This is a genomic window from Nitriliruptor alkaliphilus DSM 45188 (genome assembly GCF_000969705.1).
Taxonomy (GTDB): Bacteria; Actinomycetota; Nitriliruptoria; order Nitriliruptorales; family Nitriliruptoraceae; genus Nitriliruptor; species Nitriliruptor alkaliphilus.
Window position 1 is genome coordinate 3,005,967 of the sequence record NZ_KQ033901.1, and the last position, 23,182, is coordinate 3,029,148.

Consider the following 23,182-nt stretch of genomic DNA (forward strand, 5'->3'; position numbering starts at 1 on the left):
CGCCGGAGGAACCCGTGAGGACCCACGCACCGAGGACGTCCGCGATCGTCGCGACGGCGTTGGCCGCGCTGCTCGCCCTGCCGGCGGCCAGCTCCGGCCCCGAGGCCAACGCCACGATCGTCGGCGACGTCACCCCCGTCGCCCACTTCCCCGGCATCGGCGGCAGCGAGGTGGACTCCGACGGCGAGCGCTACCTGTTCGCCGGCCAGGCCAACCTCCGCGACGACCTGAACCGGCAGAACGTCGAGGAGGGCCAGCACGGGGGCCTGCGCATCATCGACCTCGACACGATGTCGGTGGTCGGCGAGCTCGCGTGCCCGGGCACCGACAACTACGTGCGCTACCTCGACCCGGAGGTCTACAACACGCCGGCGGGTGACCGCGAGTACGTCGTCATGGCCCACCACGGCAACCTGTGCACGGCTGACGCGCTCGCCGACGACCCCAACACCCGGCCCGCGTACGGGGGCTTCAACGGGGTGATGGTCGTCGACGTCACCGACAAGACGGTGCCGTCGATCGTCTCGCTGGTGGGCCACGACTCGGCGCACACCGTGATGCCCCACCCGACGCGCCCCTACCTCTACATCCTGCCGGGTGGCCTGGCCAACGGCACCAACGTGGACACCGGACGGGTCAGCCCCACGGGCATCGTCGACCTGTCGGACCCGCTCGAGCCTCGCTACGTGCAGGCCTTCGAGCACAACGCGCAGGGGTGTCACGACCTCGGCTTCAGCCACGACGGCGACCACGCGTTCTGCGCCGGGCTCGGTGAGGTCCAGGTCTGGGACATCGCCGGCGACGCCATCGAGGACCCGAACGTGGTCGGCACGATCGTGAACCCGGCGATCCAGTTCGCCCACAACGCCGTGGTCAGCCCGAGCGGGCGGTACCTGGCCATCAACGACGAGGCGTTCGGTTTCCACACCTGCAGCGGTGAGGCCGCGGACCTGTACGGGTCCCTGTGGATCTACGACATCTCGGTCCCCGAGTTGCCCCTGTTGGCCGGCCGGATCGCGCCCCCGGACCACCCGGACGACCAGGGCTTCGGCACGCTGTACGACGCGGGCCCGATCAACGGGTGGGCCGACTCGTGGTGCGCGGCGCACAACTACAACTGGGTCCCCGGCAACGACGATGTCATCGTCGCGTCCTGGTTCGCCGGCGGCATCACCGCCCACGACATCTCGAACCTGCTGGCCCCCGAGCTGATCGCCCACTACATGCCCGAGGACGGGGTGGCCTGGAGCGGGCACTACTACGCCGGGTACCTGGTGACCAACGACATGGTCCGCGGGGTCGAGGTGCTCGATGCGCCGGAGGTCCGGGCCGCCGATCCGACCTGGTCCGCGCCCGAGGAGCCCGGCCGTCCGGGGAGGCCCGACCAGCCGGGGCGGCCGGACCAGCCGGGGCGGCCGGACCAGCCGGGGCGGCCGGACCAGCCGGGGCGGCCGGACCAGCCGGGACAGGCGGGCCCGAGCGGCCGGTCCGTGACGACGAGCCTCAGCGGTGTGCCCACGGATGCGTCGGCCGTGGCGGCGCTCCCCAGGGTCGATCGCAGCGCGCTGCTGCTGCCGGAGGTGTTGCCGGCCCGGCCGGAGGCGCCCCGCCAGCCCGGCTTCGGGGGTGGCTTCTGCGTCCTGCCCGGCCGCCCGGCCTGAACCAGCCCCGCGGTCACCGACCTCGGCCCAGGGAGCGTGGGGCCTCGGTCGGTGACCGGTGGGGCCGGATGGGCGACGTCCCTCAGGCGGCGCGGACCGTCCGGGCGCCGAGGTCGGTCTCGACCGGGGGCTCACCGGCTCGGTGAGCGATCGCCGTGATGACCGAGCGGACGAGCTCACCGCTGGCGATGAGGACCAGACCGGTCATGACCGGGTGCATCCAGGCGGCCCGGAGCTCCTGACCGAACGCGGCGAACGCGGAGTAGTCGAGCATCCAGGCCAGCCCCGCAGCGACCACCACGGCGAGGGTCCGCGTGAGGGCTGCGGGTGTGCGGAAGGGCAGCAGCTCGTCGGCGGTCTGGTGCAGGACCGACAAGCCGAGCGCGAGGACGATGAGGACGACGAACGGGTACACGGTCCACCTCCGGGTCGTGATCGGTGAGCCGAGCTGGCCCACGCACCTGGTTGGACCCCCGCGGGAGCGGATCGGTTACACACCTGCCTGTCCTCGGTGCGCTTCGATGGGGACGTGGACGTCGATCCGGAGCTCGTACGTGCGGTGCAGCGCGGAGACGCTGGCGCCCTCGACGAGCTCGTCCGCGCCACCTACGCCGGTGTCTACCGCCGGTGCCTGCAGCTGCTCGGCGATCCAGCCGACGCGGCTGACGCCACCCAGGAGGTCTACGTCCGGGTCGTCCGTTCGGTGCTCGGCTTCCGCGCCGAGGCGGCGTTCGGCACCTGGCTGCACCGGGTGACGGTCAACGTCTGCCTCACGGCCCTGCGACGGCGCGGGGACGTGCGGGTCCGGGGCCAGACCGCTGGCGTCCTGCCCTTCGCTGCACCGGGGGCGGACCGCAGGAGGGACGGGGACGAGGCCGTGCTCCAGGACGCGGATGCATCGCCGGAGGACCGTCTCCTGGCCCGGGAGGGCAGCGCTCGCCTGCGCGCGGCGGTCGCGGCGCTCCCCGCCGGGGCGCGGGCCGTCGTCGTCCTCCGGGACGTGCGTGGGCTGTCCACCCGTGAGACCGCGGAAGCGCTCGGGGTGAGCCAGGCTGCCGTCAAGGTGCGTCTCCACCGTGCACACGCCGAGCTCCGACGGCGCGTCGGCACGCAGACCGCCGCCGAGCCCCCCGACCACGCCGAGGTGACGTCGTGAACCGGATCTGCCGCGAGGTCGCAGCCCACCTCCCGTCGGTGGTCGACGGGACCGCGGCGGCGTGGCGGCGCCGCCTCGTCGAACGACACACCCGCCGCTGCGTCGACTGTCGTGCGGAGCTGGAGCGCCAGGAGGCACTGGCCGCCGAGCTCGCGGACCTCGGTGAGGCGGCGGCCCGTGAGGCCGAGCCGCCGCCGGACTGGCTGCTGGACCGTCTCCTCCAGACGGCGGAGCAGCCCGGGTTGCGCGGGCGCGTCGCGGTCCCGGCCCGGGGCGCCGTCAGTGGGGCTCGACCGGCGCTGTCGGTGGCTCTTCTCGTGGTGGCGGCGTTGCTCGGCACGGCGGCGGGGTACCTGGCGTGGCGTGGGAACCGGGTGGCGCGGGCGCGCCTGGCCCGCCTCCGGCGGGCCCGGCGGTAGCGGTCCGCTGCGCCCCGCGCACTAGCGTCCGGACGGACCGTCGGATCCAGGAGGCACCCGGACCGGCACAGGAGGGGACCGTGGCCACCATCAGCGAGGAACGCTACGTCTCGGCGTCGCCGGACGAGGTCTACGCCGTGGTGGCCGATCCGGCGCTGATGGCGACCCTCAGCCCCGAGTGCTACCGGGTCCAGTGGCTGGACGACGCGACGGGTCCGCAGGTGGGCGCGCGGTTCCGGGGCTTCAACCGCAACGGCGTCTTCCGGTGGTGGACGACGGCGACGGTGACGACCGCCGACCCCGGGCGCCGCTTCGCCTACCGGGTCTCCGTCCTCGGTGCGGCGGTGTCGGAGTGGTCCTACGACCTCGAGCCGCAGGGGGAGGGCACGCTCGTCCGGGAGTCGACCACCGACCAGCGCAGCCCGCTGTTCGCGACGACATCGGTCCTCGGCACGGGTGTCCGCGATCGGGAGGCCCGCAACCGCGCGGGGATGCGCACCACCCTGGAGCGTCTGGCGGCGCTCGCCGGGACGCCCTCGTAGGAGGCGCCGTCCCCGGTGGTGGAGCCGCGGCGGCGCAGACCTGGGCCACGTCGGTAGCCGCTCGGTAGCGTCGAAGGCCCGCCACCGGACGTAGCCGTGCTCGCACCTGATGACGATCCCGACGACCTGGCGGGGTTCACCTCCCCGATGACGCGGTTGCTGTCGTCAGCCCGGACCTGGCTCGCGCTCGTCGTGGTGGTCGCGCTGATCGTCCCGGCCGGGGCCTTCCTGGCGGACGAGTTCGACTTCCGGCGCTCGGCGGACGCGGTGGTCGCCACCCTGGAGGGGGACCGGACCGGCGCGGAGGCGGCCGAGACGGTGGTGCTGGTCCGAGCCGTCGGGTGCGACGGCCGGGCGTCATCGGGGACAGCGTTCGTGGTCGACACGGGCGCCGGACCGGCGCTGCTGACCAACCGCCACGTGGTCGCGAACGCTCGCATCGTCGGCGTACGAGCGCTCGACGGCTCCACGCGGCTGCGGGTCACGGGCGTACGCACGAGTTCGACGGCCGACGTGGCGGTGCTCGAGGTCGACGATCCGGCCGCGCTGCCGCCAGCCCTCGCGCTCGGGACGGGGACCCGCGCCGTGGGGGATGCCGTACGCCTGATCGGGTTCCCGGCCGCGACGCCCTTCACGGCGGCAGGTCGGATCGCGGAGGTCACCGGTCCGCGTCTGCTGCTCGAGGTCGAGGTCGCGCCCGGTGCGTCGGGCTCGCCGGTGGTCGCCGACGACGGCCAGGTCGTCGGGCAGGTGCACGCGGTCACCGAGGCCGGGCTGGGCGTGGCCACCCCGGCCGCGCGGCTGGTCGCGGCGATCGACGACGCTCGGCCCGAGCCCGGCTGCTGACGGTCGCCAGCCGGGGACAGGTGGTTGACGAACCAGGCTCGCCTGGTCCGCCCGGGCCAGGTCGGAACCACCCGTTCAGCCCCTCATGTGGTGCTCCCTCCGGCCGATAAGAGAGAGGACGGGGAGGTTCGGGAGGACCGCCGTGGAGCACCGCATCGCGCGCAGAGGAAGCAGCTACCTCGTCGCTGCCCGCCACCACCTGCAGGGCGACCGGAGCCTGCGCGGCGAGGTCGCTCGTCTCCTGGCGGAGACGCCGGTCGACGTGGACGTGGATGCGCACGCCCGACCGGTCGTCCTCGTCCACGGCTGGATCGCTCGCAAGACCTCGTGGGCCCGGACGATCGCCAACCTCCAGCGGCGCGGCTTCGACGACCTCCACGCGGCCAGCTACGACGTCTGGCGCGAGGATCTACACCGCGCTGCAGCGCGCGTGGGCGACCGTCTGCGCGAGGTCGCGGACCGGCACGAGGTCGATCAGGTCGATGTCGTGGCCCACTCGATGGGCGGGCCGACGGTGCTGGCGGCCATGGCCGCGGACAGCGCGGTCGCCGACACCGTCCACCGGGTCGTGTCGCTCGGCAGCCCGTGGGCGGGCGCACCCGCGGCACGCCGCGCCCGCCTGACGCCCGTCGGGCCGCTGCGGTCGGCTGCGCAGCTCGCGCCCGGTTCCACCGACCTCGCCTGCCTGCGCGCGTGGGCCGCCACCCGCATGAGGACGCCGTGGACGTCGGTGTGGTCCGCCGCCGACGAGCTCGTGCCGGGCTGGTCGGGCACGACGCTGTTCGGACCCACCGTCACCAACGTCGAGGCACCGCCGCTCGGCCACCTCGAGCTGCTGCTCTCGCGGCGGGTCGTGGAGCTGATCGGGGACGGGCTGCGGGCGTCCGACGCCGTCGCCGCGTAGGGTCGGGGACCGTCCCGAAGCGGAAGAACTGAGCCTGTGTCGACCGAGCCCGACGACGCCGTACGCGCCTACCTGCGGTGGCGCCTCGACCCCGGCAGCGTGCGGCCCGACACCGCCGCGATCGACGCCCGGATCGCCGAGGAGGACGACCCGCTCGAACGCGTCAAGCTGCGCAGCGAACGGCACCGCCTCGCCGATCTCGGGCCGGCGCTCGAGGCCGACTTCGTCACCCACGTCCGAGGGTGGGCCGAGGCGCACGGTGTGACCGTCGAGGCGCTGCTCGAGGAGGGTGTCGACCGGCGCGTGCTGGCCGAGGCCGGGATGCTGACCGGCACACCGCGCGTCGCCCGCCGGACGCCGACCGCGCGTGCCTCGAGGACGCGTCGCGAGGACATCGCGGCGTTCGTCCGCGGCCTCCGGCAGGGGACCGACCTGACGGCCGCGTCCGTCAGCAACGACGCCGGAGGGTCGCCCGCCACGGTCCGCAAGGTCCTCGACGAGCTGGTCGCGGAGGGCGTGATCGTCGAGGACGGCAAGGACCACTCGGGACCCGGGCGTCCTCGGACGCTGTACCGACGCGCCTGATCGCCCGGTCCGCGGCCACCGACCGCGGTCGATGTACGGGGTGAGACGGTCAGCGGGCTAGCGTTCCCCTCATGGTCAAGGGACACGCGAACCGACGCTTCCGGCCGCTCGTCGAGCGGTTCGCTCGCATCTTCCGCAAGCCGGCGCACGGTGGTGGGGCGCTGGCGGTGTACTGGCGCGGCGAACCCGTGGTCGACGTGTGGACCGGCTACGCGGACGCTCGCGGGGAACGCCCCTGGGAGCGCGAGACGGCGGCGATGAGCTTCTCGACGACCAAGGGCATCGCCTCCACGGTGGTCCACCGGCTGGTCGACCGCGAACTGCTGGCCTACGACGAACCGCTCGCGACCTGGTGGCCGGCGTTCGACACCGAGGACAAGCGTCACGTCACCCTGCGGCTGCTGATGAGCCACCAGGCCGGCCTGCACCGCATCCGCGGGGTGGTGCCGACCGCGGAGGACCTCCTCGACCACCGCAACATCGCCGATCTGGTCGCGGCGCAGACGCCCGCGAAACCGTCGCGCGGGGGCACGGGTTACCACGGCCTCACCTACGGGTGGCTGCTCGCGGGGCTCGTCCAGGAGGTGACCGGCCAGAGCCTCGGCGAGGTCGTCCAGAAGGAACTGGTCGCCCCGCTCGGCCTCGACGGCTGCTTCATCGGGACGCCCGACGATCAGTGGCCACGCGTGGCCGAGCTGTTCCCGCCGTTGCCCGAGCGTCTCGCCAACGCGCACGTGGAGCAGCGCATCGCCGACAACCGGCGGACCCGCTACCTCGCCGAGGCGTTCTTCATCGACGGGTGGGAGCGTCTGGTGTTCGATCACGAGGACCGTCGCATCCTGCGGACCGAGATGCCCGCGGCGAACGGGGTGTTCACGGCTCGCTCCCTGGCACGCGTGTACGCGGCGCTGGCCACGGATGGGACGGTCGACGGTGTCGAGGTCCTGTCGCGTGCGACGCTCAAGGAGGCCGGCCGCGTTCAGCACCGGGGACGTGACTACGTGCTCGGGCTCCCGATGCGCTGGCGTCTCGGCTACCACCAGGCGTTCACCGCGGGGCGGCCCGCCTCCAAGGCGTTCGGGCACTACGGCTACGGGGGGTCGGGCGCCTGGGCCGACCCCGAGTCCGGGCTGTCGTTGGCGTTCGTGACCAACCGGCTCGGCAACGTGACGACCCCCGTCGGGGACATCCGGCTGCCCCGACTGACCGCCGCCGCCCTCGGCGTCGCGCGGAACGCGTAGCGCCCACCGCCGGTGGGCCAGTTGGCCGCGTGCCGCCGGCCGCTCCGGCCGGACGGGGCGTACGGTGGGGGGAGCCCACCGACCGGAGGTCACGTGGTGCGCGTCCTGCTCGTCGATGATGAACCGGGGGTCCGTCTCCTGGTCGGCAAGCGCCTGTCGGGGTGTGGTTGGCTGGTCGACAAGGTCCTCGACGGCGAGGAGGCGCTCGATGCCTCCCACCGGGTCGACTACGACGCGATCGTCCTCGACCAGCGCCTCCCCGGTCGCTCGGGGCTCGAAGTCGTCCACGAGCTCGACGACGACGTGCCGGTGGTGCTGTTCACCGCCCACCTCGACGACACCGTGCGGGCGGCGGCGAACGATGCCGGGTGCCGCGTCATCGACAAGACCGATCTCGACGGGCTCGTGGCGGCGCTCGAGGACGTGGCGCACCTGAGCTGAGGCGGCGCGACGCCACGCGTGTGCCGCATCGCGGGGGTGCGCGGCCTAGGCTCCGACGTGGCGCCACCGCACACCGGCTCGATTCTGGGAGGATCCTGCCGACCGGGAGGGCCGACTGGCATCCATCGCCTCGAGCTCGGGGCGTGGTAACGAGCCTCGAGCTCGGGGCGTGGTAACGAGCCTCGGGCTCGGGGCGTGGTGCCGAGCCTCGGGCTCGGGGCGTGGTACCGAGGCAGCCTGGTGGAGGACCGGACGTGACGTCGCAGGGACGTGGCACGAGATCGGCTGCGCGCCGCCCCGACCTCGAGCCCATCACCCGTGCCTTCGAGGGTGTCCACTTGTCCCCCGACGGTCTCCTCGGGCCCGAAGGGCGTGCCGGCTACGAGGAGCTCCAGGCGATCGTCGAACTCGCGCCGATCGGGATCGGCATCGTGGACCTCGAGGGTCACACCGTCCTGACCAACGACGCCCTGCGACGGATGCTCGGCTACAGCGTCGAGGAGTTCGCCAGGCTCCACTGGTCGAGCTTCACCCACGCCGACGACGTGGCGCGCAACCTCGAGCTGTTCGCCGAGATGACCTCCGGACGGACCGACCACTTCGAGATGGACAAGCGGTTCATCTCGGTCGACGGCGACACGGTGTGGGCACGCCTGACGGTCTCGCTGCTGCGTGACGAGGGTGGGGCTCCCGCCCTCGCCATCGGGATGACCGAGAACATCACCGAGCGGCGTCAGCTCGAGGACCAGCTCCGTGAGGCAGAGGCGACCTTCCGCCTCCTGGTGGAGGAGAGCCCCGGGGTCGTCTACGTGGCCCAGCTCGACCTGACCCAGCCGTGGCGCTACGTCAGCCCCCGCCTGGAGAAGTTGCTCGGCGTCACCGCCGAGGAGTGGCTGTCGGCACCCCACCTCTGGTGGGACCTGATGGACGATCGCGATCGCGGGGCGATCGAGGTGCGTATCGCCGAGCTCATCTCGACGGTGGCGCCCGGGCCGCACGTCCTCCACTACCGCATGCACCGCCGGGACGGGGAGGTGCGGTGGATCCGTGACGAGTTCCGCCTCGTCGAGGACCCCGACGGCGCGATCGTCTTCCGCGGCGTGTTCCTCGACGTGACCCGGGAGAAGGAGCTCGAGGAGGGGCTGGAGCGGCAGGCCACCCACGATCCGCTCACCGGGCTGGCCAACCGCGACCTGTTCTCGCGCCGCATCGCCGAGTTGCTCGACGCACCACGCCGGGGGCCGACCGAGCAGCACCACGCGGTGCTGCTGGTGGATCTCGACGACTTCAAGACGGTCAACGACAGCCTCGGACACGCGGCCGGTGACGAACTGATCCGCTCGGTGGCCGAACGCATCGGCGCGTGCCTGCGACCGGGGGACCTGGCGGGCCGCCTCGGTGGTGACGAGTTCGGGCTCCTGATCGAGGGGCTCGCGGACCCGGTGGCGGCGGTGGTGGTCGCAGCGCGGATCCAGGAGGCCATCGGGGTTCCGCACCACCTGACGGGCAAGACGGTGGCGACATCGGCCAGCCTCGGCATCGCCTACCTCGAGGACGCGGCGTCGGTCGAGGTGGTGCTGCGCAACGCCGACCTCGCGATGTACCGCGCCAAGCACCTCGGCAAGGGCAGGGTGGCCGCCTACGAGCCGGCGTTGCACGACGCTGCGGTCCGTCGGCTCGACATCCGCTCGTCCCTCGAAGGCGCCCTGGAGCGCGACGAGCTGCAGCTGTTCCTCCAGCCGATCGTGGACCTCGAGACCGTGCGGATCGTCGCCGCGGAGGCGCTGCTGCGGTGGGTGCACCCCGTCCACGGCCAGGTCCCGCCGGACGACTTCATCCCCATCGCCGAGGAGACGGGTGTCATCGGTCCGATCGGCGAGTGGGTGCTCGACGAGGCGTGCCGTTGGCTGGCCGAGCAGCACGCGGGAGGGTGGACCGACCTGTCGGTCGAGGTCAACGTCTCACCGGTCCAGCTCGACGAGGACGGCTTCGTCGAGACCGTCGAGGAGGTCCTGCGGGCCAGCGGCCTGCCACCGTGCTCCCTCGTGCTGGAGATCACCGAGCAGGCGTTGATGTCGCCACGATCGTGGTTCGAGCTCGAGAAGCTCGACCGGCTCGGCGTCCGCATCGCGATCGACGACTTCGGGACCGGCTACGCGTCACTGGCCTACCTCAGCGGCCTCGCCATCGACGTGCTGAAGATCGACCGCCAGTTCATCGCGCAGCTCGGGGGTGAGGTGCGAGGTCGCGCCGTCCCGGAAGCCATCGTGCACCTCGCCGGCTCGCTCGAGCTCGAGACGATCGCCGAAGGCATCGAGACGGTCGGCCAGTGGGAGGAGCTGCGCTCGCTCGGTTGTCGGCTCGGCCAGGGCTACCTGTTCGCCCGTCCCATGCCGGCCGTCGAGGTCGCCGCGCTCCTCGGCGACCGCCTCGCGGCGCTGCCCACCTCGCTCGCGAGCTCCGACGGCTGACGCGGCTCAGGGGTCACCGTCGAACAGCCCGTCCAACGCGCGCTGGTCGGCGGCCTCCCAGCGTTCGACGTGCTCACGGACCGTGGCGATGCGCTCCTCGTCGAGCCGGCTCGCCCCGTCCGGTGTCATCCGGACGATGCTGAGCGGTCCGCCGACCTGCGGTTGGCTGACCGCGAGCGCATCGAGGACCCGCACGACGACGAGCACGCCGTAGTCCACATCACGCTCGCCCATCTCGAAGTGTCCGAGCAGGGCGCCCGCCTGCTGGGCCATCGGGGCGCCGCTGCCGATGGCGTGGAACCCCACGTCCTCGTAGCGTCCGACCAGACCACTCGGGTCGACCTTCACGATGAAGGGCTTGCCGTGGGAGTAGCCGGCGGCCATCACGTAGGCCGACGGTGTGCCCCCGACCTCCTCGCCTGGGATCTCGGGGATGAACAGCTCGTAGTGGTGCCGCAGCACCGGTACGACCCGCTCCTGGATGGCCCTGGCCACGTCACGGGCCCCGACGATCTCGTCGGCTTCGGCCGCGAACAGCTCCTCGACGTCGTGCAGGACGGACCGCGCACCGCTGCCCCCCCACGCCGCGTGGCTGCCGAGGTCGTGCAGCTTGCGGGCGGGGTAGCTCATCCCGCGGTCGCTCTCGGTGATCTGCGAGTCGGAGCCGAGCACCAACCCGTCCGCGCATCGCAGCGCCAGCACGACGGTCACACGCACTCCTCGGGTCGGCCCGGTCCGGGCGTCGCCCGGCAGTCGACCGGCCCGCGGGTCGCACCGCCACGGCCGACCGACCGCGCGCGACGGCCGGGGCCGTTCGGTCCGGCGGTCGTGGTCCGGGCGCCCTGACCCCGTCGTCCGGCCGGTCGTCCTTGACAGCACGGTGGGGTGAGGGCGTACCTTCGGCACAACGCGTTCAGCCCCGAGCGTCGGTCGGAGACGGCCACGCTCCATCCCATCCCGCGGGCCCGGTGTCGGACCGGAAGCCGCGGGGAGGCAAGGGCACCGCCGTCTTCGCACATCGATCAGCACCCGAGTGGTGCGCGGAGCGGAGGAACAGCGGTGACCCAGCGCCTGAGGTACGCGAACGACACCTACGAGCGGGACGAGTTCGGGGTGTGGCGGTACCGCTGGGGTGACCCGGTCCCCGGGGCACACGATCTCACCCTGGCCGACCTGCTCGCGATCCACACCTCGGATGCAGCCGCGACGCGCGAGCTCGGCCGTGCGGAGCTCGAGTGGCTCGCCGGGGAGCGCGATGACATCGGTGAGGTGCTCGTCCAGCAGCACGGGGACCGCACCCCGACGACCGGCGACCTGGTGGTCGGGATGGCCGCACCGGAGCTGCACGTCCAGCTCATGCTGACCGTGGCGGACGTCGCCGATCTCGCGCACGTCTCGAAGGCCACCATCGACAGCTACCGCTCGCGCGGCACGCTGCCCGAACCGCAGGTGCAGCGCGGTCGGACGCCCCTCTGGAGCCGTCCGGTGATCAAGCGTTGGCTCGCGACCCGTCCCGGTGCTGCCGCCGAAGCGGCCCGTCGCGAGGCCCTGGCTGCCCGGCGGGCACATGCCGACCGGGTCGCGGTCGCTCCCGGAGCGCCGATGCGGCGGCCCGCCTGATCCAGCTCACCGTGGGGGAGCGGGTGGCACCTCGCCGGCGATGACCCGCTCGGCCAGGTCGCGCAACGAGACCCCCTCACGGTCGGCCGTGGCCACCATCGCCCGGTGGACGCCGGCCGGGTCGCCACCGGTCCGGCCGAGGACGGCACCGATGGCCCGGTTGACGAGGGCACGCTCGTCGAGCTCCGTCTCGAGCTGCTCGCTGATCGCACGCGTTCGCCGGTAGGCCCGCGCGTTGGTGAGCACGGCGGCGGCCGGGGCGCAGACCCGCCGCAGCACCGCGAGGTCCTCCTCGCGGAGGCCGTCGACGTCGGGGCTGAACACGTTCAGCGCTCCGATGGTCGCCCCATCGGTGGCACGCAGCGGCAGGCCGGCCACGCTCCCGAAGCCCTCCTTGCGGGCCTGGTCGTTGAACCGTGGCCACCGGAGATCGGTCCCGGTGTCACGGACGAGCTGTTCCTCACCGGTCGCGAGCGCCTCGATGCACGGACCCTCCTCGATGGCGTACTCGAACTCGTCGACCGCCTGGGCGTGCTCGTCGGTGGAGGCCGCGGAGGTGAGTGCGCCGTCGTCGGTGATGGCCGTCACCGTCAGCGCACTGACGTCGGGAGCGGCGATGACCGCGACCGCGAGCAGTTCGTCCAGCGTCGAGCGCAACGACGGGGCGTCGACGAGGACCTGTGCGAGGGAGCGGAGGGCCGCGGCGTAGGTCGTCGCGGCGCCCTGATCGTCTGCGGTCACGGATCGTCCTCCGTCGGTCCGCCGTCGGCTGCCACCGTCTCCGTATCGGCATCCTCGGTGCCATCGTCGGTGGCCTCACCGTCGTCGCCGTCGTCGCCGCCGTTGCCGCCGTTGCCGCCGTTGCCGTCGTCGCCGCCGTTGCCGCCGTTGCCGTTCCCGTTGCCGTTGTCGTCGTCGCCGCCGTTGTCGTCGTTGCCGTTGCCGTTGTCGTCGTCGCCGTTGTCGTCGTCGCCGTTGTCGTCCTCACCCTCGTCGTCGCCGTCGTCCTCACCCTCGTCGTCGCCGTCGTCCTCGTCGTCATCGTCATCGTCGTCATCCCGCGACGGTGACGGGGGTGGCGGTGGCGGCGGCGCCGGTCGCAGCTCCCGGAACCGTTCGAGCTGCGAGAAGTCCGGTGTGGGGAACGCGCCGGGTTCCTCGTCGCCGACGAGTTCGTCCATGTAGTTGCCGAAGATCACCGCAGGGACCGCGCCGCCCGTCACGTCCCCCATGGGCGAGTTGTCGAGGTTGCCCACCCAGATCGCGGTCGTGAGGGATGGGGTGTAACCGACGAACCAGGCGTCGCGGCTGTCGTTGGTGGTGCCGGTCTTGCCGGCCGTGGGGTGCCGGGTCTGCGCCGCGGTCCCCGTGCCGCTGCGGACCACGTCCACCAGCACGTCGGTGACCACGGCCGCGGCGTTGGCGTCGTAGACCTCGTCGTCCTCGACCTCGTGACGGAAGAGCTCCTCGCCGTCGTGGGTCCGGATGCGGCTGATCACGAACGGGTCGTGGCGCACCCCGCCGTTGGCCAGCGTCGCGTACGCCTCGGCCATCTCCAGCGGCGTCACCCCCTGGCTGCCGAGCACCGCCGACGGCACCGGTGACAGCTCGCTGTCGACCCCGAGCTGCGTGGCTGTCTCCGTCACGGCGTCGTACCCGATGGCCTCCGACAGGGAGACGTAGGCGGTGTTGACCGAGCGGACCGTCGCCTCGCGCACGGTCAGGTCGGGGAAGGACTGGCCGCCGAAGTTGCTGACCTCGTAGTCCTCCTGCCCGTCTTCGCGTTCGAAGACCTGCTCGTCGCGGCCGTCGAGCCGGGTGGCGTCCGGGTCCCAGCCCTCCGCGACGAACGCGGCGAGCGCGAAGGTCTTGAACGCCGACCCGGGGGAGCGCAGCGACTGCCGGCCGATGGCGACGTTGTACTGCTGCTCGCGGTAGTCCCGTCCCCCCACCAGCGCCTTCACCGCGCCGGTCTCGTGGTCGATGGTGACCACGCTGCCGGTGTGCTCGGTCCCGTCCAGGGTCTCGTTGAGCTTCTCGAGGGCGAGCTCCTGGGCGCGCGGGTCGTAGGTGGTGGTGATGCGCAGGCCCACGGTCGGATCACGGTCGTCCTCGAGCTGCTCGAGGATCCGAGCGACCTCGCGTTCCACAGCGTCGACGAAGTAGGCCTCGGCACCGAAGTTGACCAGCGGCCGCGAGCGCAGCTCCGGGAGGTCGGTCCCGATCAGCTCGTCGGCCTCGGCCTGGGTGATCGCGTCGATCGCCACCATGCCCTGTAGCACGAAGTCCCGGCGGATCGCAGCACGGTCGGGGTGGCGAGCCGGGTCGAAGGCCGTCGGTGCCGCGATCATCCCGGCGAGGACGGCCGACTGGTGCAGGTCGAGGTCCATGGCACCCACGTCGAAGTAGGTGCGTGCCGCAGCTTCGATGCCGTAGGCCTGGCGCCCCCACGGCACGGCGTTGAGGTAGTTCTCGAGGATCTGATCCTTGCTGAGCTCACGGTCGAGGCGGACCGCGGTCGCCGCCTCGCGGAACTTGCCGAGGTAGGTGTCGGGGATGTCGGTGATCGCCAGTTGGACGTACTGCTGCGGGATGGTGGAGGCGCCCTGCACCCGCTCGCCTCGTCTGACGTTGGCCCAGGCGGCGCGCACGATGCCCCGCGGTGAGATGCCGGAGTGATCGTAGAACGCCCGGTCCTCGGCGGCGAGGACCGCCTGCGGCACGTGCTCGGGGAGCTGATCGAGGGCGAGGTTGCGACGGACCTCGGCCGGCTGGAGCCGGGCGAGCGGGCCGTCGTCCTGGTCGCGTACGAGCGTCGGGTCGGGGATGGTGAGTTCGTCCGGGGAGGGGATCACCGCGTCGTCGTAGATGCTCCAGAAGGCGAAGGCACCGGCGGCCACCACGAGCACCCCGAGGACGACCGAGACGCTCAGCAGCACGACGCCTCGGCGGAACCACGGCGACCGTCCCCCGACGGCCACCTCCCCCTCGACGCCCTCGACGTCATCGATCGTCTCGTGCTCGCTCAACGCGTGTCCCCTGCGGCTACGGGTGGATCCGGCTGCGACCCCGACGACCCGGAGCCTCGCGCACCCGTGCCCGCATCCGCGCGCCCCAGCCCCCTACCTCTGGCCCATCGCGACGCGACGGCCCCGGACGTCCGGACAGGGCCGATCGGCCGTGACTCACCGACGGTCGCTGGCCTCCTGCTGCGACGGGGTGGACCGGCCGCGCAGGTCGATCTCGACGTCGTCCTCCCGGCGTGTCGCACCCCGTCCATGGGCCTCCCAGTGGGCCGGGGTGGTGTCGGCGACGTGCGCCCCACGGACGCCGAGCGGCTCCGGCTCTCCGACCGTGGTGTCACGGCGGGTCTGGCGTTCCATCTCTGCGTTGATCTCCGCGCCGAGCAGCACGATGAAGGCGGTCAGGAACAGCCACAGCATCAGGACGATGATGCCGGCGAAGGTGCCGTAGGTCTCGCCGAAGTTGCCGAAGTTCTCGACGTACAACGTGAAGCCGGCCGAGCCGATCAACCACAGGGCGGTGGCGATGACCGCACCCCAGCTCACCCAGCGCATCCGGGGCCGGTCGCGGTCGGGCGACACCTTGTAGAGCCACGCCAGACCCAACGTCGCGAGCACCGCCAACGCCGGCCAGGTCCCGATGCGCACCGCCAGTTCACCGACCTGGCCGAGGCCGAGCTGGCCGAGGGCCACGGGCAGGACCGCGATCAGAGCGATGGTGACCAGCAGGCCGACGATCGCGCCGAGGGTCAGCAGCAGAGCCAAGCCCCGCTTGACCGGGAACGTGCGGCGGTCGACCTCGTCGTAGGCGGCGTTGATGCCCTCGATGATGCCTGCCATGCCGCCTGACGCACTCCACAGCGCGATCAGGAGCGAGACCGCGAGGGCGGTCCCGAGCGTGGCAGGGTCGCTGGCGGCGATGGCCTGCATCTGGTCGTTGAGCAGCTCGGCCGCCCCGCTCGGCAGCGCGGCGGTGAACTCCGCGAGCTGATCGGCGACCTCGGTCGGATCGGCGACCAGCCCCCAGATGCTGATCAGCGCCACGATGCTGGGGAACAACGCGAGCAGGCCCTTGAAGGCCACACCCGCCGCCAGGAGCGACACGTGGTCGCGTTTGAGGCTGGCGACCACGCGCGCGCCGATGGCACGCCACCCCTGCGACGGGATCTCGGAGGGTCGGTGCGCGTCGCGGCCGTCCGATCGGGTCGCTGTCGCGCCGGTGTCGTCCGCGAGTCCCACGTGCGCCTCCGTCGTCGTTCCGCGTCGGTTCACCCGGGCCGCTCCGTGTGAGCCGGTCCGTGCGGGTACACCTCGACCTTGCGGGTTCCTGGCGCGCCGCGCGAGTGCGGCGTCCTGTCCCTTCGACCCGCAGGCACGCTGGACGCGCCCCGGTAGGTGTGCGTTCGGACGCCGTCCATCTGTCGCCCCATCAGCTCCGAGGGCGGTGGCAGGCGCGACGTGGCTAGCGTCCCCCCGGATCCACCACCGACGGGAGCCGACGTGTCCGACGCCTCCACCCCCGTGGGGCCGCCTCACGACCTCGAGGTGGGACCGGCGACGGTCGACGAGCGGGGTGCGGTCATCGACCTGTTCGCGTCCGGGCAGGTCGAACCGACCCGCCACATCGCCTACCTGTCGCTCGGGACCGAGCCGATCGCCGCCGAGCTGACCGCGCTCGAGCCGGGCGGATGGGACGACGTGGTCGTGGCCCGGCGGGACGGGCTGGTCATCGGCGCGCTGGCGGCCGAACACGACCGCGAACCGCCGCGGGTCTGGTGGCACGGACCGGCGGTGGTCGACCGTGACGACGTGGACTTCCTCGACGTGGCCGGCGCGCTGCTCGAGGCCGGACGCGCGCGGCTGCCCGCCCACGTGACCGAGGAGGAGCTCGCCGGCGACGACCGCCACGTCGAGCTCACGGCCCTCGCCTCGCGCTACGGCTTCGACACGGCGCCCGCGTCCGCCGTGCTGTCGCGGGCGTGCACGCCGCCCCCGGTCGCACCCGAAGTCGCGGCCATCCGTCCGTTCACCGAGAGCGACCGCCCCGTGGTGGCCGCGATCCACGACGCGACGTTCCCGAACAACCACCAGCCCGGCCACCGCGTCGACGAGGGCACCGACCGCACCGTCCTCGTCGCCGAACGTGACGGTCACGTCGCCGGCTACGCCGCGGTCGAGCGGCACGAGGACGGCTCGGGCTACCTCGACCTGGTCGGGGTCGATCCGGCCTCGCGTGGCGCCGGGGTCGGCGCGGCGCTCGTCGTGGCCGCCCTGGTGCACCTCGGCGCACTCGGCTGCGAGGTCGCGAACCTCACCGTCCGCGAGACCAACGCGGTCGCGCGGCGCCTGTACGAGCGGCTCGGGTTCACCGAGGAACGGCTGGTCCGACCGCACCGTCGCGGCTTCCATCTGCCCTGATCCTCGTGGAGCGCCTGATGGCCACGATCCTCCTCGTCCGGCACGGCCAGGCGTCCTTCGGCGCCGAGGACTACGACGTGCTGTCCGACGTCGGGCACCGCCAGGCCGAGACCGTGGCCGAACGGTTGGGCGCCCTGTCCGACGTCGCCCGGGTGGTGACCGGTGCGATGGTCCGCCAGCGCGACACCGCCGCGCCGTTGCTCGCCCGCCTCGAGGTCACCGCGGACGAGGACGTCCGCTTCGACGAGTACGACCACGTCGAGCTGGTGCGGCGTGCGACCGACGACCCGGGGACCGACCTGACGGGCATCGACGAGACCGACCCGCGGCGCGCGTTCCAGACCGTCCTCGAGCGCAGCTTGTCGCGGTGGATCGGCGGACGACACGACGACTACCACGAGAGCTACGCCGCGTTCCGCGCCCGGGTCCGCGACGCGGTCATCGAGGTCGGCTCGCGCGCGACCGGGACGGCGGTCGTGGTCACGTCGGGTGGCGTGATCTCGGCGGTGTGCGCGGACGCGCTGGGCCTCGACGAGGGCGGGTGGGCGCAGCTCAACACGGTCATCGTGAACTCGTCGATCACGAAGCTGGTCGTCGGCCGCCGCGGCACGACCCTGGTCACCATCAACGACCACGCCCACCTCGAACCGCACGGCCGCGAGCTGCTGACCTACCGCTGACCGGCGCTCAGTGGTCGGAACGCTGCTCCCGGAGCTGCTCGGAGATCTCGGCGATGGTCCGCTCGTGCTCCTCGCGGAGCTCCCGGCGTTCGTCGGGCGTCAGGCAGGTCTCGCGCTTGCGACCCTCGTCCACGAGTTCGTCACAGTCGACCGACCACCCCGGGGGCCTGGGCAGTCGAGCCCCACAGCCGAAGTCGTCGTAGACCTCGGCGCCGCGTGCGACGAGGTCGTCCCAGGCGGGCGCCGCCGCGGCGGCGTCGCCCGCCACGATGTTCTGGGTCTCGAGCGACCGGGTCACGACGTCGAGGTAGTCGCGCAACGGCTGGCCGTGGCGGCTCTCGAGCACCTCGTCGCTGATCTCCTGCATCCGGAGCTGCCGGATCCAGGTGCTCACCCAGCCCTCCTCCTCCTCCTCGATGCCGCCGTCGGCGTAGAACCGGGCGGCCTGACCGGCCCAGTCGAGGCTCCGACAGGCGCTGGCCTGCAGGATGGCGTCCCCGCCCCGCTGTCCGACGATGCTCTGGTACCCGGCACCGAACGCGAACGCTGCCACGAGCGACCCCGCGCCGATGATCCTGCGCACGTACCGATCCACGACGACGCCCCCCGGATGGATGTCTGCCAGCCGTCCCCGGGGTCTTCTCCGTCGGCTCGGCGGTTCCCTCCCGGACCGGGCGGCGCTACCGCGGTCGGGCCTCACTACGGTGCTCCAGACGGGCAGCAGTGAGCGGACGGGGTGGATGGTGCGCGAAGACGAGGCGCTTTCGACGAACCTGGCGAACTGGGAATCGCGGGTCCCGGTCCACGTCGCGGCCTACGGCATCGACCGTTTCGTCGAGGACCCCGCGCACGTCTCGGACGTGGTCCGTCAGGACGCCACCGCGCTCGGCGACCTGACGGGTCTCCGGGTCGCCCACCTGCAGTGCCATATCGGCACGGACTCCGTCTCGTTGGCGCGCCTCGGTGCGGAGGTCGTCGGCCTCGACTTCTCACCGAGCGCCATCGAGGCCGCCCGCGACCTCTCGGAGCGGGCGAGAACCCCGGCCCGGTTCGTCGAGGCCGACGTGTACGAGGCCGTCGAGGTCCTCGGCAGCGGCTTCGACCTGGTCTACACGACCGTCGGCATCGTGGGGTGGCTGCCGTCGATGACCAGGTGGGCACGGGTGGTGGCCGCGTTGCTCGCAACGGGCGGCCGGCTGTACCTGCGCGACGGCCACGGCCACCCGACGCTCATGACGATCGACGAGACGCGGACCGACCAGCAACTGGTGATGACCCACCCCTACTTCGGTGGCGCCGATCCGGTCCGCTGGGAGGACGACTCCAGCTACACCGGCGAGGCCGGGGCGCTCACCAGCCCGGTGACCTACGAGTGGCACCACCCGTTGAGCGAGATCGTGCAGGCCGTGCTCGACGCCGGCCTGGTGCTCACGCGGCTCCACGAGGGCGACGGGCTGGACTGGGCGTTCGCGCCGTGGATGGAACGTGGCGATGACGGCCGCTACCGGTTCCCCGGCGAGCAGCGCCGGGCGGTGCCGACCGAGTTCACGCTCGAGGCCACCCGCCCGCGCTGAGGGGCGGCCACCAGGCGGAACGGCACCCAGGCAGGCTCGACGTCACGCAGGCAGGCACGACGCGCGGCCACCCGGGGTGGGTGGTCGCGCGTCGTGCGGAGGTGGTCGGTGCCGGTCAGAACGGCAGCGTCGGGTCGGCGGGGTCCGGCGGGTCGCCGGGTGGGTCGGTGGTCCGCGGGGGCGTCCGGTCGGGTGCGCGTGGCGGTGGGCCGCGGCGGGTGTCGCTGGCGTGTCGGTCGGGTGGTCCGCGGCGGCCGCCCCGGTCGAGGTCGACGGGTGGGCCGCGGTGCTGGTCGTCGGGTGGTCGCCAGGTGGCCGGGAGGGTGCGGACGGTCAGGCCGGTGCGGGGGTGGTGCCAGGTGCGGGTGCCGTCAGCGGTGCCGGTAGCTCGCCAGCCGTCGCGTTCCTTCCGCCGGTTCGCCGTCCGACAGACCGGTGCGAGGTTGGCGATGTCGGTGGGTCCACCGGCGGTGGCGGGGACGGCGTGGTCGAGGTCACAGACCCGGGCGGCGGTGGGGCAGTTGCCGGGTTCGGTGCAGGTGTCGTGCAGCGCGAGGGCCGCGTCGGCCAGCCAGCCGGGCGGCCGTCGTGTCTTGGTCCGACCCACGACCTTCCGTCCTCGAGCAGACCAGGCGAGGTCGGTGCCGTGCTCGTCGACCAGCCGCCGGGCCGTGCGGCTGTCGACGTGCATCACCCCACCGGCCAACGTCGTGAGCAGCTGGGCGGAGAGGCGATGGTCGCCGAGGAGGGTGTCGAGCTCGGCCCGCATGATCAGCGTGGGTGGCCGCACCGCCCCAGCCTGACCAGCCGTGTCGTCGGTGGGGCCGCCGCGGCGGCACAGGTCGATCAGCCGGGCGGCGCGTGCCCGCCCTGCCGTCAGCCGGTTCGCGGCGACCTGATCGGGATCAGCTGCGTCGCCGAACCGCTGTCGGGTCGCGGTCCCGAGGGGGCCGGGGTCGGTGACGGTGTCGAGGGCGGCGAACCCGACCGGTCCGAAGTCGCCGTGGAACCGGCCACCGGACCCGTCCAGACGTGGTTGCAGGACCATCACGTCGTCCGGCACGACAGCCCCGTCGTCGTCACCGTCGTCGGACTGGAGGTCGGTCACCGCCCAGGACACCACGTTGGCCAGCGCGTCCGGGTCGGCGCCGGCAGCCCCGTCGATCGCGCGTGCGAGGGCGGCGTCGAGCCGGTCGTCCAGGTGCCGCGGGCTGCGTTCGACCTTCAAGGCCACGGCGCGGACCTGGGACCAGGACACCTCGCCATCAGCGAACGCCGTCCGCAACGTCGGGAGGCGTCGGCAGACCGCGGCAGCTGTGGTCAGCATGCGGCGGTCCGAGCGGGTGGAGCGGCCCACGATGGCCAACCACTGCTCGAGCCCCACGCCCGTGGCGGCCGGTGCGACCCCGGCGTCCTCGAGCACGATCAGCGCCTCGACCAGCCGGGCGGTCATCCGCTCGGTGTCGACCGCCAGCTGCAGGAACGAGGCCAGCTCGGGCACCTCGGCCAGCACCGGCAGACCGAACGGCGGGTCGGTGTGGCCCTGACGGTCGTCAGGATCGGGGGCGGCAGCAGCGGTGGTTCCCATCACCACGCATCATGCCCGACGCCTGCGACACCACCGCCGACTGTCCACAGGCCTCGCCGGTCGGCCCGGAGTAGGGTCGCGTGCTCGCGTCGGGAGAGCCGATCTGGACACACGCACCGTCCTGCGGTTGCTGCTCGACGAAGCGCCGGTCGAGGCGCTCGAGCAGCTCGTCGAGGAAGCCCGGGGAACCGGGGCCGATGCCGCACGCCTCGAGGAGCTCCGCGAGACCAGCTACCTCGCGCTGCAGCTGCGCACCGTCCTGCGCGAGCGTCGGCGGCGTGAGAGCGAGCTGGCGGCGCTGTACGCCACGGCGGGGGACCTCATCTCGATCCGGGCGCCCCAGCGGGTCCTGCAGGCGATCGCGCGGCGGGCCCGCGAGCTGCTGGACGCCGACACCGCCTACCTCACGCTGATCGACGAGGAGGCCGGCGACACCTACATGCGGGTGACCGACGGCATGGTCACCCCGGACTTCGGGCGCGTCCGGCTGCCCCTCGGCGTCGGCCTCGGTGGGCTGGTCGCTCAGACGGCGACGCCCTACTTCACCTCGGACTACCTGAACGACGACCGGTTCGATCACGCGGGGCGCATCGACGAGGTGGTGCAGGCCGAGGACATCCGGGCGATCCTCGGCGTCCCGCTCAAGCTCGGCGACGAGGTCATCGGTGTGCTGTTCGCCGCCAACCGGCACAGCCGTCCGTTCACCCCCGACGAGGTCAACCTGCTGTCCTCGCTCGCGGCGCACGCCGCGATCGCCATCGAGAACGCCCGGTTGTTCGACCGCTCCCAACGGGCCCTCGAGGAGCTGGCGGCCAGCACGGCGGTGGTGCGGGCACACAGCGACGCGGTCGAGCGTGCGGCCGCGGTGCACGAGCGGCTGACCGACATCGTGCTGCAGGGTGGCAGCCTGGACGACGTGGCCCGGGCGGTCGCCGAGGTGCTGGGTGGGACGGTCACCGTGCTCGATCCGAACGGGCGCCCGGTGGCAGGCGGGCGTGACGAGGTCCCGGTGACGCAGGCTGCCCTGACCGAGGCGTGGGAGGCCGGGCGGACGATCAGCGACGAGCGGGATGGGGACCGCGGTTGGGTCACCCCGGTGGCGGCGGGCGCGGATCCGCTCGGAGCGTTGGCGCTGCGGGGTCGCGACCGGCTCGACGACGCTGACCTGCGCACCTTCGAGCGGGCCGCGCAGTCGATCGCGCTGCTCCTGTTGCACGAGCGCGCCACCGCCGAGGCCGAGCTGCGGCTGCGCGGCGAGCTGCTCGAGGACCTGCTCAGCGGCGTCGACCGTGTTCCCGAGGTCACGACCCGGCGCACCCGGCTGCTCGGTGTCGACCTCGAACGTCCGCACACCGTGCAGGTCGCGTCGGTCCCCGGGCACGACCGTCGGAGCCTGCTTGCGGCGGCGGCCCGGATCGCCGAGGACCGCGGCGGGTTGGCGGCGGAGCGGCACGGCGCCGTCGTCCTGTTGGTCCCAGCGGGCGACGACCTCGACGGGCTGGCCACGGCCGTCGGTCGTCCGGTGACCTGCGGCGTGGCGGTCGCGACGGGGCTCGAGCAGCTGCCAGCCGCCTACGAGGAGGCGGATCGGTGCCGGCGCGCCCTGGTAGCGCTCGGCCGCGACGGTGAGGTCGCCAGAGCAGCGGACCTCGGGGTGTTCGCGCTGCTGTTCAACCGGCTCGGTCGCGAGGAACTCGAACGCTTCGTGGTGGCCACCATCGGTCCGGTCCTGGACCACGACGAGGCGCGGGGGACCGAGCTGACGGCGACGCTGGAGGCCTACTTCGACGCTGGCGGCAACCTCGTCCGCGCGGCCGAGGCGTTGCACGTGCACGTCAACACCCTCTACCAACGCGGCGAACGCATCGCCCGGTTGTTGTCACCGAGCTGGCGCGAACCGGACGAGGCGCTCCAGCTCCACCTCGCGCTCCAGGTCCGCCGGTTGCAGGCCGCCCTCGGCGAGTGAGGGTGGAGGTATCGCACATATCCGATGCCGGATGATGGAGGGTTCGC

General features: G+C 72.8%; 22 protein-coding genes. 15 read left to right on the top strand and 7 right to left on the bottom strand.

The window, feature by feature from the left end:
- Positions 1-14 precede the first annotated feature (14 nt).
- On the top strand, positions 15-1,661 hold the full coding sequence (locus tag NITAL_RS14050) for an LVIVD repeat-containing protein (protein ID WP_052666879.1): 1,647 nt from the start codon (positions 15-17) through the stop codon (positions 1,659-1,661).
- Between the two features lie 82 nt (positions 1,662-1,743).
- On the opposite strand, the gene NITAL_RS14055 is transcribed toward NITAL_RS14050, so the two are convergent.
- Positions 1,744-2,076, bottom strand: coding sequence for a hypothetical protein (locus NITAL_RS14055; protein ID WP_157041834.1), 333 nt, complete (start codon positions 2,074-2,076; stop codon positions 1,744-1,746).
- A gap of 96 nt (positions 2,077-2,172) precedes the next feature.
- Here NITAL_RS14055 and NITAL_RS14060 point away from each other — a divergent pair, with 96 nt between their 5' ends.
- From NITAL_RS14060 to NITAL_RS14100, 9 genes are all read left to right on the top strand, one after another.
- Complete coding sequence (locus tag NITAL_RS14060; protein ID WP_052666881.1) at positions 2,173-2,817, top strand: RNA polymerase sigma factor; 645 nt, start codon at positions 2,173-2,175, stop codon at positions 2,815-2,817.
- A complete protein-coding gene (locus NITAL_RS14065) occupies positions 2,814-3,236 on the top strand; it encodes an anti-sigma factor family protein (protein WP_052666882.1) in 423 nt (140 codons plus the stop codon). The genes NITAL_RS14060 and NITAL_RS14065 overlap by 4 nt, the downstream gene beginning before the upstream one ends.
- 80 nt (positions 3,237-3,316) lie before the next feature.
- Positions 3,317-3,778 carry an SRPBCC family protein gene (locus NITAL_RS14070; protein ID WP_052666883.1) on the top strand — a complete coding sequence of 154 codons (462 nt, stop codon included), beginning with the start codon at positions 3,317-3,319 and terminating at the stop codon, positions 3,776-3,778.
- A 96-nt stretch (positions 3,779-3,874) separates the two neighbouring features.
- The gene (locus NITAL_RS14075) at positions 3,875-4,624 is read left to right on the top strand and encodes a S1 family peptidase (protein ID WP_052666884.1); all 750 of its coding nucleotides are present in this window, start codon (positions 3,875-3,877) and stop codon (positions 4,622-4,624) included.
- A 142-nt stretch (positions 4,625-4,766) separates the two neighbouring features.
- Positions 4,767-5,528, top strand: coding sequence for an esterase/lipase family protein (locus NITAL_RS14080; RefSeq protein ID WP_052666885.1), 762 nt, complete (start codon positions 4,767-4,769; stop codon positions 5,526-5,528).
- 36 nt (positions 5,529-5,564) lie between these two features.
- Positions 5,565-6,113, top strand: coding sequence for a helix-turn-helix domain-containing protein (locus tag NITAL_RS14085; RefSeq protein WP_052666886.1), 549 nt, complete (start codon positions 5,565-5,567; stop codon positions 6,111-6,113).
- Between the two features lie 71 nt (positions 6,114-6,184).
- Complete coding sequence (locus NITAL_RS14090; protein ID WP_052666887.1) at positions 6,185-7,354, top strand: serine hydrolase domain-containing protein; 1,170 nt, start codon at positions 6,185-6,187, stop codon at positions 7,352-7,354.
- A gap of 93 nt (positions 7,355-7,447) precedes the next feature.
- On the top strand, positions 7,448-7,795 hold the full coding sequence (locus tag NITAL_RS14095) for a response regulator (RefSeq protein ID WP_052666888.1): 348 nt from the start codon (positions 7,448-7,450) through the stop codon (positions 7,793-7,795).
- A gap of 254 nt (positions 7,796-8,049) precedes the next feature.
- Positions 8,050-10,266 carry a putative bifunctional diguanylate cyclase/phosphodiesterase gene (locus tag NITAL_RS14100; RefSeq protein WP_052666889.1) on the top strand — a complete coding sequence of 739 codons (2,217 nt, stop codon included), beginning with the start codon at positions 8,050-8,052 and terminating at the stop codon, positions 10,264-10,266.
- Positions 10,267-10,272: 6 nt separating this feature from the next.
- Here NITAL_RS14100 and NITAL_RS14105 read toward each other — a convergent pair whose 3' ends face one another.
- A complete protein-coding gene (locus NITAL_RS14105) occupies positions 10,273-10,977 on the bottom strand; it encodes an Ntn hydrolase family protein (RefSeq protein ID WP_052666890.1) in 705 nt (234 codons plus the stop codon).
- A 348-nt stretch (positions 10,978-11,325) separates the two neighbouring features.
- Here NITAL_RS14105 and NITAL_RS14110 point away from each other — a divergent pair, with 348 nt between their 5' ends.
- Positions 11,326-11,886, top strand: a complete 561-nt coding sequence (locus NITAL_RS14110) for a helix-turn-helix transcriptional regulator (protein ID WP_052666891.1) — start codon at positions 11,326-11,328, stop codon at positions 11,884-11,886.
- A 6-nt stretch (positions 11,887-11,892) separates the two neighbouring features.
- Here the strand turns inward: NITAL_RS14110 and NITAL_RS14115 are convergent, their stop codons facing one another.
- From NITAL_RS14115 to NITAL_RS14125, 3 genes are all read right to left on the bottom strand, one after another.
- Positions 11,893-12,627, bottom strand: a complete 735-nt coding sequence (locus tag NITAL_RS14115) for a GAF and ANTAR domain-containing protein (RefSeq protein WP_052666892.1) — start codon at positions 12,625-12,627, stop codon at positions 11,893-11,895.
- Positions 12,624-14,915: a transglycosylase domain-containing protein gene (locus NITAL_RS14120; RefSeq protein WP_052666893.1), complete on the bottom strand. Its 2,292-nt coding sequence runs from the start codon at positions 14,913-14,915 to the stop codon at positions 12,624-12,626. The genes NITAL_RS14115 and NITAL_RS14120 overlap by 4 nt, the downstream gene beginning before the upstream one ends.
- Positions 14,916-15,071: 156 nt before the next feature.
- Positions 15,072-16,148, bottom strand: coding sequence for a YihY/virulence factor BrkB family protein (locus tag NITAL_RS14125; RefSeq protein WP_083442193.1), 1,077 nt, complete (start codon positions 16,146-16,148; stop codon positions 15,072-15,074).
- A gap of 261 nt (positions 16,149-16,409) precedes the next feature.
- On the opposite strand from NITAL_RS14125, the gene NITAL_RS14130 reads away from it, so the two are divergent.
- Positions 16,410-17,327, top strand: a complete 918-nt coding sequence (locus NITAL_RS14130; RefSeq protein WP_052666894.1) for a GNAT family N-acetyltransferase — start codon at positions 16,410-16,412, stop codon at positions 17,325-17,327.
- A gap of 17 nt (positions 17,328-17,344) precedes the next feature.
- Positions 17,345-18,007 (top strand): histidine phosphatase family protein, encoded by a 663-nt coding sequence (locus NITAL_RS14135; RefSeq protein WP_052666895.1) that lies wholly within the window; start codon positions 17,345-17,347, stop codon positions 18,005-18,007.
- A gap of 7 nt (positions 18,008-18,014) precedes the next feature.
- On the opposite strand, the gene NITAL_RS14140 is transcribed toward NITAL_RS14135, so the two are convergent.
- Positions 18,015-18,590, bottom strand: a complete 576-nt coding sequence (locus NITAL_RS14140) for a hypothetical protein (protein WP_169786839.1) — start codon at positions 18,588-18,590, stop codon at positions 18,015-18,017.
- A 157-nt stretch (positions 18,591-18,747) separates the two neighbouring features.
- Here NITAL_RS14140 and NITAL_RS14145 point away from each other — a divergent pair, with 157 nt between their 5' ends.
- Positions 18,748-19,581, top strand: coding sequence for a class I SAM-dependent methyltransferase (locus NITAL_RS14145; RefSeq protein ID WP_052666897.1), 834 nt, complete (start codon positions 18,748-18,750; stop codon positions 19,579-19,581).
- Between the two features lie 115 nt (positions 19,582-19,696).
- On the opposite strand, the gene NITAL_RS14150 is transcribed toward NITAL_RS14145, so the two are convergent.
- Positions 19,697-21,169 carry an HNH endonuclease signature motif containing protein gene (locus NITAL_RS14150; protein ID WP_157041837.1) on the bottom strand — a complete coding sequence of 491 codons (1,473 nt, stop codon included), beginning with the start codon at positions 21,167-21,169 and terminating at the stop codon, positions 19,697-19,699.
- Between the two features lie 127 nt (positions 21,170-21,296).
- On the opposite strand from NITAL_RS14150, the gene NITAL_RS14155 reads away from it, so the two are divergent.
- Positions 21,297-23,135 (top strand): helix-turn-helix domain-containing protein, encoded by a 1,839-nt coding sequence (locus tag NITAL_RS14155; RefSeq protein ID WP_083441575.1) that lies wholly within the window; start codon positions 21,297-21,299, stop codon positions 23,133-23,135.
- Positions 23,136-23,182 lie beyond the last annotated feature (47 nt).